Here is a 10,050-nt window from a genome sequence, read left to right on the forward strand (position 1 = left end):
CGGACGAAGTCGCCCTCGGTGTCCTCGCGAGCGGAGATCTGGATCACGTGGGCGCCCATGTCGGCCAGCTGGCGCACGCAGGTGGGGCCGGACCGGGCGCGGGTGAGGTCGATGACGGTGTAGGGCTCGAGGGGCAGGCTCATCGTGACGGCGCTCCCTGTCTCATAGGTTGAGGTTTCGCGGGTTCGGGTGGCAGGATGGCGGAGGCGCTGACCGACGCCGGATTGCGCAGCGGCCAGCGCGACGCGTCCACCGCCGTCAGGAAATCGAGGACGGCCCGGTTGAACGCGTCGGGGTCCTCGAGGTTGACGGTGTGGCCGGCCTTGGGCATGACCACGAGGCCGGAGGAACGGATTGTGCGCTTCATGAAGAGCGCGGGCTCGAGGCAGGGCTCGTCCTCGTCGCCCGTCACGATGAGCGTCGGCACTGTCAGGCGCTCCATCCCATCCTCGAGCTCGTAGACGGACGGTCGTGACATCTGCACGCCGCGCATGGTGAGCGCGTGGCCCTTCGCCGACTGTTCGCAGAACATGTCGTAGAACTCCTGCCAGCCCGCGGGGTCCTTGTCCTTGAACTGCACGCGCGTGGGCCCCTTCGTGTAGAACTCGGCCACCGCCTTCATGCCGTCCCGCTCGAAGCGCCGCGCCGTCTCCTCGACGTCCCGGCGGAACCTCTCGCGCTCGCCCGCCACGCTGCCGTAGCCCGCGCCCGCGACCACCAAGGACAGCGCGCGCTCGGGAAAGCGGAGCCCGAAGTGAAGCGTCGCGTAGCCTCCCATGCTGAGCCCGCAGATGTGCGCCTTCCGGATGCCGAGGGCGTCGAGCAGCCCGCGGATGTCGTCCGCGGCCTGGTCCTGGGAATACGCCTTGGGGTCCTCGGGCACGTCGGACGGCGGGTAACCGCGCGCGTTGTAGGCGATGGTGCGGTACCGGCGGGCGAAGAAGCGCACCTGGAGGTGCCAGCTCCGCGCCTCGCCCGCGAACTCGTGGACGAAGACGAGCGGCGTCCCCTCGCCCGCCTCCTCGTAGAAGAGGCTGACCCCGTTGACCTGCGCTGTCGGCATGACGGCAGTCTACTCCAGACCGAGATGCCGCTCAACCGCGAGGGCGCTCCCGGTTCAGATGCTCAGGTCCACCAGGACCTTCATCACGGGACCGCCGCGGAGCGCCTGTTCCATACCTTCCTGGAGTCCTTCGAGCGGGATCTTGTGGCTGACCAGCGGGCCCACGGGGACGGCGCCCGAGGCCGCCAGGCGGATCGCTTCCTCCCAGTCGGCGCGCGCGTAGAGCCGGGTGCCCTGCATCGTGAGCTCACGGGCGAACATCGGGTAGAGCTTGACCGCCATGGGCTCGGCGTGGATGGCGACCACGCTGATGGTGCCCCAGACGCGCACCGCGTCCGTCATCAGCCTGACCGCGGCGGCATTCCCGGTCACCTCGAAGGCGACATCCACGCCGTCGCCACCCGTCCAATCGTTGGCGAACTTGACCACGTCCACGCCGGATCCGACGACCTCGAGGCCGAGGCCCTCGAGGAGCGCGACGCGGTACGGGTTGACCTCCGAGACGATGACGCGGGCGCCGCGGTGGCGACAGACCAAGGCGATCAGGGCGCCGATCGGCCCGCCGCCGAAGACGAGGACGGCGTCGTCCCGCTTCACGTTCGCGCGCGTGACGGTGTGGACCGCGATCGCGAGAGGCTCCACCACGGCGGCGTGGTCGTCAGGCAACGCGGCCGGCACCTTGATCAGGCACCCGGTCGGCACCGCCCAGTACTCCTGCATGCCGCCGGGCATCTCGACACCCAGCACCTTGAGCTTGTAGCAGAGCCAGGTCGCGCCCATCCGGCACGCGCGGCAGGCGTTGCAGACGCGGAGCGGCTCGACGACGACGCGGTCGCCCTTGGCGAAGCCGCCGCCGGGCGGCGCCTCGACGACCTCGGCGAGGGTCTCGTGACCGATGATGCCGCCCTTGGGCACGCGGTGATCGAGGTGTCCCTGGAAGATGTGCAGGTCCGTGCCGCAGATGCCGACGCGCCTGACCTTGAGCAGCGCCTCGCCGGCCCCCGCCGCGGGTACGGCCGCCGTCCCAGTGCGGAAGCGCCCCGCCCCCTCGTAGAACGACGCGCGCATGGCTAGCGGCCCCCCAGAATGTTGCGCATGGTGTCTCCTTCGCGCTTGAACCACTCGAAGAGGATCTCGACGTCCCAGCCCATGCAGAAGTGGCGGACGCCCAGGTCGAGGTAGGGCTTGGCCTGGTCGGGGCGGCTGATCTCGACCCGCGGGGAGATGCCGAGAGCGAGCGCGGTCCTGATCATGCGGCGCTCGGCCTCCACCACCTTCGGGTGCTCCCACTGCCCCGCCAGCCCCACGCTCATGGAATAGTCCGCCGGCCCGAACTGGACCATGTCCACGCCCTTGACCGCGAGCAAGGCCTCCAGATCGTCCACCGCCGACGCCTTCTCGATCATGATGGCGACCACGGCGTCGTCGAGAGCTTGGACGAAGGCCGGTGAGCCCACGTCCACCACGTAGCCGACGTCTCGCCGCATCCCGACGCCGTGGATGCCGCCGTGCCCCGGCGCCTCGGCCCGTACCGCCCGCACGCACTCGGCGACGTCGGCCGGCGTGCGTGGATCGGCGAACAGCACGTTCTGGATCCCCGAGCCGATGGCGCGGACGGCCACGTATGTGCGCGGCTGCTGCTCGATCTTCATCATGGCCGACATGTGGGGGAAGGTGTCTACCGCGCGGGCCAGGTTCTCGAGCGCGAAGAGGTCGTAGGGCGCGTACTCGCCGGCGAACTCGATGTAGTCGAACATGCCGGAGTGTCCGGCCAGCTCGATGGTGGCGGGCCAGGCCGAATGGATGTGGGTGCCGAGGGTCGGCTGCCCAGCGCGAAGGAGCTCGCGGAGCTTATTGGGGCGCATCGGATGAGTCTCCTTGGCGTACCGGCTGGGGGGGTACCGGCTGGGGGGGTGCAGGGTCGGCGGCAAGCAGCCGGCGCGCGACGGTGAGCCGCAGGATCTCGGTCGTGCCCTCGGCGATGCGCCAGGCGCGGATGCGGCGGTAGAGGCGCGCCAGCGGATGCCCTTCGACGACGGCCGCGCCGCCTTCGATCTGGATCGCGCGGTCCACGATGCGGGCGACGGCCTCGGTGGCGACGGCCTTGGCCATGGCGACTTCCGTCTCGGCATCGCCGGCTTCCGCCGCGCGCGCGGCGGCGTACAGCGCGCCGCGCGCGGCGAAGAGGGCCATGGCGCTCTGGCCGAGCATGGCCTGGACCTGCTCGCGCTCGCCGAGCGGCACGCCGGTCCTGTGGGGGCGACGCGCCTGGGCCAGCGCGTAGTCGAGCGTCCACCGGGCGGTGCCGCAGGCGGTGGCCGCGGCGCGAAGGCGCAGCGCGGTGATGCTCTCGAGCGCCTTCGGCAACCCCTGGCCGATCTCTCCGAGCACGTCGGCGGCAGGCACCTCGACGTTCACCAGCTCGAACTCGCCGTGGAGGCCGCCGTCGAGCGTGCGAATCTCGCTCGCGAGCGTGACGCCCGGCGCGTCGCGCCTCACGACGAAGACGGCCGTCCCCGTCTTGCCGCCGGGATTCTCCGTTACCTTCGCCACCGCCAGGAGCAGGTCGGCCTGGGGACCGCCGGTGACGAAGGACTTGACGCCCGAAACGACGAACACCTCGCCCCGCCCCACGGCCGTGGTGCGCGGGCCCTCGCGGGCATCGGTGAAAGCGAGCGCCGCCGTGAGCTCGCCGCGCAGCGCCGGCAGGAGGAAGCGCTCACGCTGCGCGCCGGAGGCCATGCGCAGGAGCCCGCCGTCACCGCCGAGGACCAGTCCACCCAGCGCGCACTGGGAGCGCGCGATCTCCTCGTGGAGCGCGGCCACTCCCACGGGCCCGAGCCCTCCCCCGCCCAGCTCGACCGGCTGCGCCAGCCGGTAGAAGCCGAGCTCGGCCGAGCGCGTCCGCGCAAAACGCCTGAGCGCGGGGCTCGCCTGCGCCGCGTCGAAAACGTTCTCGCGCCGTTCCGCGGGCAGGAGCTCTCCCTCGAGGAAGGCGCTGAGGCGGTCACGAAGCGCGGCGATGTCGGGCGGCAGAGCGTGGGGGTCCACCGTCGCGCGCGTCACGATCTCGCGCTTCAGGGGGCCTGCGCCGCGTCGGGCCCAAGCGCGATGCAGGCGAACGCGACCTTGGCCGCGGTGGGCACGCCGAAGCGCGCCGTGTGCCGCGCCGGCAGCCCCTTCGGAAAGTGCGTGACGTACTCGGCGTTGATCTCGTGGTAGTCGGCCGGGTCCCGGATCAGGAGCGTGACCTGCACCACGCGGTCGAGCGACGAGCCGGCGGCCCGCAGGATCGCCGCGACATTTTCCAGCGCCCAGCGCGTCTGCTGGGCGACCGTCCCCTCGCGCGTCGCGCCGCCGATATCATTGCCCGCGCCCGTGCCCGAGACAAAGACGAGCCCCGCCGCGCGCGTCGCGCGCGAGAACGCGCCGGGGGCCGGAGCATCGGTCGGGTTGAAGAACTCGATCATGGATGGAGCCTCCTGCGAGTGTAGGCGGCAGCGGCGCGCCCAGTCAACCGGAGACGCGCCCAGTCAACCGGAGACGCGCCCCGTCAACCAGCGGCGCGCCCCGTGATCCGAAGACCCCTGCTATACTCCCCCGGTGCCCGAAGACATCGCTCCCCTCCACGGCCTCGTGGTCCTCGACTTCACGCGCGTCCTGGCCGGCCCGTACTGCACGCGCCTCCTCGCCGACCTGGGCGCGCGCGTCGTCAAGGTCGAGCGCGCCGGCGGCGGCGACGACATGCGCAAGGGGCACCTGCAGCTCGAGCCGGGGCGCGACGACCAGAGCAGCTACTTCACCCGCATCAACGTCGGCAAGGAGAGCCTGGGGCTCGACCTCGGACGCCCCGAGACGCGGGAGATCGTCCGCGACCTGGCGCGGAAGGCCGACGTCGCGGTGGAGAACTTCGCCCCGGGCGTCGCGGCGCGCCTCGGCATCGACTACGAGACCCTTGCCGCCGCCAAGCCCGACCTCGTCTACTGCTCCATCTCCGGCTTCGGCCAGACCGGGCCGTGGCGCGAGCGCCCCGCCTTCGCCCACATCATCAACGCCGCCTCGGGCCTCATGCACCTTGACCAGGGCGATGCGCCGGCGCCGCGGTCCGCGAACCTCCAGGCCGCCGACGTGCTGTCGGGCACTCACGCCTTCGGCGCCATCCTCGCCGCGCTGTGGCGCCGCGCGCGGACGGGCGCGGGCGCCCGGATCGACGTCTCGATGCTGGAGACCTTGATCGCGGCCGACGACGTCTCCTTCGCGGCGGTCCTCAACGGCGGCGAGGAGATCGGCTCGCCGCGCCCGGGCATGGGCGTCTACGAGATCGGCGGGCGTCATCTGGCGCTTCAGACCGTGGGCTCGACGGAGCTGTGGCCGCGCCTGCTCGAGATGATGGACCGCCCCGAGCTGGCCAACGACCCGCGCTTCGCGACGGCACAGACGCGGCGCGAGCACTGGCCGCTCCTCCGCGATCTGATCGGCCAGTGGCTCACGCGTTTCCGGACGGTGGACGAGGCGCTGGCGGCGCTCGGGGCCGCGCGCATCCCCGCAGCACCAGTGCTCGAGCCGCGCGAGGTGGTCGCGCACCCTCACCTCGAGGCCCGCCGCGCGTTTCCCGAAGTCCCGCATCCCACGCGTGGCAGCGTGAGAGTCACGGCGAGCCCGTATCACTGGGACGGCCGCCCCGTCCATCCGGCGGGGCCGGCGCCCTACCGCGTAGGCGAGCACAGCCGGCTGGTGCTCTCGGGGCTTCTGGGCTACGATGCGAAGCGGATCGACACGTTGATCGCGAGCGGCGCCGTCGAATCACCCTGATGATCGCAGGCCGTCGAGAAGGGTCCAGATGCGAGGCGGCGTCCGAAGGTTGCGGGCGAGACGTACTCCTGTACGTTGAGCCCGCAGCCGAGGGCGCCAACGAAGCAGATGGGCCCTTATCGGCGGCCCGCTAGTACGGAGGATAGACCGACATGGCCAGGATGACCGGCGGCGAAGCCCTCGTAGCCTCCCTCTACCGCGAAGGTGTGCGGGTGGTGTTCGGCCTGCCCGGCGTCCAGCTCTACGGCGTGATGGCGGCGCTGCGCGACGAGCCGCGCATCCGCTTCATCACCACGCGCCACGAGCAGGCGACGAGCTACATGGCCGACGGCTACGCCCGCGCGGGCGGCGGCATCGGCACGGCGCTCGTCGTCCCGGGCCCGGGGCTGCTCAACGCCGCCGCGGGGCTCAGCACGGCCTACTCCGCCTCCTCGCCCGTGCTCATGCTCTCGGGCCAGATCCCGCGCGAGCAGATCGGCAAGAACATCGGGCTCCTCCACGAGGTCAACGACCAGCTGGACTGCATCGCGCCCGTCACCAAGTGGCGGCGGCGCGTGCTCCAGGTGCCGGACATCCCGGCGGCCGTGCGCGAGGCGTTCGTGCAGCTCAGGAGCGGCCGCCCGCGCCCCGTCGAGCTCGAGATGCCGCCCGAGACCATGGAGGAGGAGGGAGAGGCCGAGCTCTTGGCGCCGGCAGAGGTCGCGCGCGCTAGAGCCTCGTCCGCCGACATCAGCCGCGCCGCCGAGATCCTGCTGGCCGCGAAGAGCCCGATCATCTATGCGGGAGGCGGCGTCAATCTCTCGGGCGCTCACGAGGCCCTTCACGCCGTCGCGGAGTACCTGCAGGCCGGCGTCGCGTGCACGGCCGAGGGCAAGGGCGCGGTCAGCGACCACAGCGACCTCTCGCTCGGCGCCGCGTTCTGGCGCGAGTCGCCGCTTCGCGCCGCCATCCACGCGGCGGACGTGGTGCTCGCCGTCGGCTCGAGGCTCGCCCTGGTCTCCTTCGCGCCGGAGACGCGGATCCTCCAGATCGACGCCGATCCGGAAGAGATCGGGCGCAGCCACAAGACCACGCTGGGGCTCGTGGGCGACGCGCGCGCGACGCTCGAGGCGCTCCTCGAGAAGCTCCGCGCGGGGGCGCCCGCCCGCGCGTCCCGCAAGGCCGAGCGCGAGGTCCTCCGGGCGGAGATCGCGGCGCAGATGACGCAGGAGCCGCAGGTCTCCATCGTCAAGAGCCTCCGCGCGGGATGCCCCGAGGACACGATCCTGGTCGCGGGCATGACGCAGATCGGCTACTACTCGCGCCCGCTCTGGCCGACGTACGGCCCGCGGACGTACCTCTCGTCCTCGTATTCCGGCAACCTCGGCTACGAGTACCCGGTCGCCCTCGGCGCGAAGGTCGCGCGCCCAGGCAGCCCCGTGGTCGCGGTGATCGGCGACGGCGGCTTTCTCTACAACGCCCAGGAGATGGCGACGGCCGTCCAGCACAAGATCAACGTCGTGGCGGTGGTCTTCAACGACCAGGCCTACGGCAACGTCGCGCGCGATCTCGACGAGGATTGGGGCGGGCAGTACGGCTCGGCGCTCCATAACCCCGATTTCATGAAGCTCAGCGAGGCCTTCGGCCTCCACGGCATGCGGGCCACGGTCCCCACAGACGTAGGGCGGCTGGTCGGCCTAGCCATAGCCATGAACCGGCCGGTCTTGATCGAGGTGCCCGTGGGCCGGATGCCGCGTCCCGTCTTCTTCCCCCAGCGCAAGGCTCCCAGCAAGTACAAGCGCTGACCCGCCTCGGGCCACGGTCGCTCCCCGGACGGCCGGTGACAGGGAACGTCTGGCCCTCAACGGCCGACATCCAAGAATCGTCACTTTCTCAGTCGATCGACTGAGCGCGCCGCTTTCTTTTCAGTGATTTAGACACCACCGTCGGTGGCACCAATGTTGCTCGTGTGACGTGAGGGTTTCCTTGCCTAGACCACGAGCAGGAGAATGGGGATGACGATGGACGGCGAGATCAAGCGAGAGGCCGCATTCGCGGGGAAGCGCTTAAAGCAGAAGGTCGTCTTCGCCCTTGCCCTCTGCTCGGTCATCCCGCTCCTCGTCCTGACCTACGTGCTCCACGGCCACCTCGTCCCGGGACTCGAGACGACCGCCAAGGGCATGACCGACGTGCTCGCCATCCCGACCCTCGTCGCCTTCACCGGCCTCCTCATGGCCGGCGGCGGCTACGTGGTCTGGGACCTGGCCAGCGCGGTCTCGGGCGCGGCCAGCCTCGTCTCCACGGCGCAACGGGCCGGGGAAACGGCAGGCGCGCGCCACGACGAGGTCGGCACCCTCATGACATCCTTCAACCGCATGATGGCGACCATCGAGCAGCAGGCCGAGGAGATCACCCAGTTCCCCAAGCGCCTCGAGCAGCTGACCACGCAGGCCTTCCGCGACTCGCTGACCGGGCTGCCGAACCGGGCGCTGTTCATGGACCGGCTCAGCCACGGGCTCACGCGCGCCCGGCGGCGCCACGAGCACCTGGCCGTGCTCTTCCTCGACCTCGACCGCTTCAAGGTGATCAACGACACGCTCGGCCACACGGTCGGCGACCAGCTGCTGGTGGAGGTGGGCAATCGCCTCGGCGGCTCGCTGCGCCCGGGCGACACCGTGGCGCGGCTGGGCGGCGACGAGTTCGGCCTCCTCCTCGAGGACGTCGCCCACGCCGAGACCGCCGAGGCGGTCGCCCTGCGCATCGAGGCGGAGCTCGCCAAGCCGCTGCACTTCGAGGGGCGTGAGATCTTCATCACGGCCTCAATCGGCATCGCGCTGTCCTCGGCGCGCCTCGGCATGCCCGAGGAGATCCTGCGCGATGCAGACCTCGCCATGTACCACGCCAAGGCCAAGGGCAAGGCGCGTCACGAGATCTTCGACAGCAGTATGAGCGCCCCGGCCCTCGACCGGATGGACCTGGAAATGGACCTCCGCTCGGCGATCTCGCGCCATGAGTTCCGGCTCCACTACCAGCCTATTCTCCAATTCGACACGGGCAGGATCACGGAGGTCGAGGCGCTCATCCGCTGGCAGCACGCGAAGCGCGGCCTGCTCCAGCCCGACTCGTTCATCGGCCTGACCGAGGAGACGGGACTCATCGTCCCCATCGGCCAGTGGGTCCTGACCGAAGCCTGCCGCCAGGCGCGCGTGTGGCAGCTCGAGTTCCCGAGCACCCCGCCGCTCGTCATGAGCGTCAACCTGTCGGCCAAGCAGTTCCAGAACCCGAACCTGGTGCAGGAAGTGACCCAGGCCCTAACCGAGAGCGACCTCGACGCGGCGAGCCTCAAGCTCGAGATCACCGAGAGCGTGGTGATGCAGGACGCGCCGGCGACGCTCGCCAAGCTCAAGGAGCTCAAGAATCTCGGCATCCGCCTCGCCATCGACAACTTCGGCACGGGCTACTCGTCCCTGGGCTACCTCAAGCGCTTCCCGGTGGACACGCTGAAGATCGACCGGTCCTTCGTGAAGGGGCTCTCCAAGGACGGCATCGACAACGCCATCGTGCGCGCGGTCGTCACCGTGGCCAAGAGCCTCAATATGGACGTGACCGCGCAGGGCGTGGAAACCGACCAGCAAAGAATCGAGCTGAAGGCGCTCGGGTGCGACCGCGGCCAGGGCTTCCTCTTCGCGCGGCCGGCGGACGCGGAGCACGTGACGCCGCTCCTCTCAAGCTCGAAGAGCGGCGCCCTGATCGCCGCCTAGCAGGCGGCTAAAAACTCCGCAGGCTGCTAGACGGGCGCCTGCGTCCGAACCGGCGCCGCGTGGCGCCTCACCTGGACGACGGTGGCGATGGTCAGCAGCATGAAGCCCGCGGAGGCCACGAAGACCATTCGCGGCTCGCCCCGGTCGAGCAGCCACCCGAAGAGGAGCGGAGTGAGCGACGAGCCCAGGTCGAGCCCCGAATAGACGAAGCCGTAGACCTTTCCCGAGGCGCCGGGCGGCGTCGCCGCGCGCACCAGCATGTCGCGCGAGGGCGAGGTCGCACCGAGGCAGAAGCCCGCCAGCGCCATCACCAGGGGCAAAAGCGCCAGCGGCGCCGCCGCGCTCGCGATGACGAGGCTCGCGGTCGCGCCGAGGAACATGCCGCCGCCCGCGACCACGTCGTGCCGGCTGGTGCGGTCCGCGAGAAAGCTCCCG

At 70.8% G+C, this 10,050-nt stretch carries 10 protein-coding genes; 3 read left to right on the plus strand and 7 right to left on the minus strand.

Annotated features, from left to right (window positions below):
• From VGV06_03705 to VGV06_03730, 6 genes are all read right to left on the minus strand, one after another.
• The coding region (locus VGV06_03705; GenBank protein ID HEV2054262.1) for a CoA transferase at nucleotides 1-143 on the minus strand (143 nt) is incomplete at its 3' end.
• Nucleotides 140-1,063 (minus strand): alpha/beta fold hydrolase, encoded by a 924-nt coding sequence (locus VGV06_03710; protein ID HEV2054263.1) that lies wholly within the window; start codon nucleotides 1,061-1,063, stop codon nucleotides 140-142. The genes VGV06_03710 and VGV06_03705, both read right to left, overlap by 4 nt.
• Before the next feature lie 54 nt (nucleotides 1,064-1,117).
• Nucleotides 1,118-2,131: an alcohol dehydrogenase catalytic domain-containing protein gene (locus VGV06_03715; GenBank protein ID HEV2054264.1), complete on the minus strand. Its 1,014-nt coding sequence runs from the start codon at nucleotides 2,129-2,131 to the stop codon at nucleotides 1,118-1,120.
• Nucleotides 2,132-2,133: 2 nt separating this feature from the next.
• Complete coding sequence (locus tag VGV06_03720; protein ID HEV2054265.1) at nucleotides 2,134-2,928, minus strand: aldolase/citrate lyase family protein; 795 nt, start codon at nucleotides 2,926-2,928, stop codon at nucleotides 2,134-2,136.
• Complete coding sequence (locus VGV06_03725) at nucleotides 2,915-4,129, minus strand: acyl-CoA dehydrogenase (GenBank protein HEV2054266.1); 1,215 nt, start codon at nucleotides 4,127-4,129, stop codon at nucleotides 2,915-2,917. The genes VGV06_03720 and VGV06_03725 overlap by 14 nt, the downstream gene beginning before the upstream one ends.
• A gap of 11 nt (nucleotides 4,130-4,140) precedes the next feature.
• Complete coding sequence (locus VGV06_03730) at nucleotides 4,141-4,533, minus strand: RidA family protein (GenBank protein ID HEV2054267.1); 393 nt, start codon at nucleotides 4,531-4,533, stop codon at nucleotides 4,141-4,143.
• 133 nt (nucleotides 4,534-4,666) lie between these two features.
• On the opposite strand from VGV06_03730, the gene VGV06_03735 reads away from it, so the two are divergent.
• The 3 genes from VGV06_03735 (at nucleotide 4,667) to VGV06_03745 (ending at nucleotide 9,615) form a co-directional block, all read left to right on the plus strand.
• Nucleotides 4,667-5,875, plus strand: a complete 1,209-nt coding sequence (locus VGV06_03735; GenBank protein HEV2054268.1) for a CaiB/BaiF CoA-transferase family protein — start codon at nucleotides 4,667-4,669, stop codon at nucleotides 5,873-5,875.
• 152 nt (nucleotides 5,876-6,027) lie between these two features.
• A complete protein-coding gene (locus tag VGV06_03740; GenBank protein ID HEV2054269.1) occupies nucleotides 6,028-7,659 on the plus strand; it encodes a thiamine pyrophosphate-dependent enzyme in 1,632 nt (543 codons plus the stop codon).
• A 210-nt stretch (nucleotides 7,660-7,869) separates the two neighbouring features.
• Nucleotides 7,870-9,615, plus strand: coding sequence for an EAL domain-containing protein (locus tag VGV06_03745; GenBank protein HEV2054270.1), 1,746 nt, complete (start codon nucleotides 7,870-7,872; stop codon nucleotides 9,613-9,615).
• Between the two features lie 26 nt (nucleotides 9,616-9,641).
• Here VGV06_03745 and VGV06_03750 read toward each other — a convergent pair.
• A partial coding sequence (locus tag VGV06_03750; GenBank protein HEV2054271.1) for an MFS transporter occupies nucleotides 9,642-10,050 on the minus strand: 409 nt, incomplete at its 5' end.

Source organism: Candidatus Methylomirabilota bacterium (genome assembly GCA_035936835.1).
Taxonomy (GTDB): Bacteria; Methylomirabilota; Methylomirabilia; order Rokubacteriales; family CSP1-6; genus AR37.

What these genes read in the sequence shown, in the direction of transcription:
- VGV06_03710 (HEV2054263.1), bottom strand. Translation starts at nt 1,063, where the DNA reads ATGCCGACAGCGCAGGTCAACGGGGTCAGCCTCTTCTACGAGGAGGCG.
- VGV06_03715 (HEV2054264.1), bottom strand. Translation starts at nt 2,131, where the DNA reads ATGCGCGCGTCGTTCTACGAGGGGGCGGGGCGCTTCCGCACTGGGACG.
- VGV06_03720 (HEV2054265.1), bottom strand. Translation starts at nt 2,928, where the DNA reads ATGCGCCCCAATAAGCTCCGCGAGCTCCTTCGCGCTGGGCAGCCGACC.
- VGV06_03730 (HEV2054267.1), bottom strand. Translation starts at nt 4,533, where the DNA reads ATGATCGAGTTCTTCAACCCGACCGATGCTCCGGCCCCCGGCGCGTTC.
- VGV06_03740 (HEV2054269.1), top strand. Translation starts at nt 6,028, where the DNA reads ATGGCCAGGATGACCGGCGGCGAAGCCCTCGTAGCCTCCCTCTACCGC.
- VGV06_03745 (HEV2054270.1), top strand. Translation starts at nt 7,870, where the DNA reads ATGACGATGGACGGCGAGATCAAGCGAGAGGCCGCATTCGCGGGGAAG.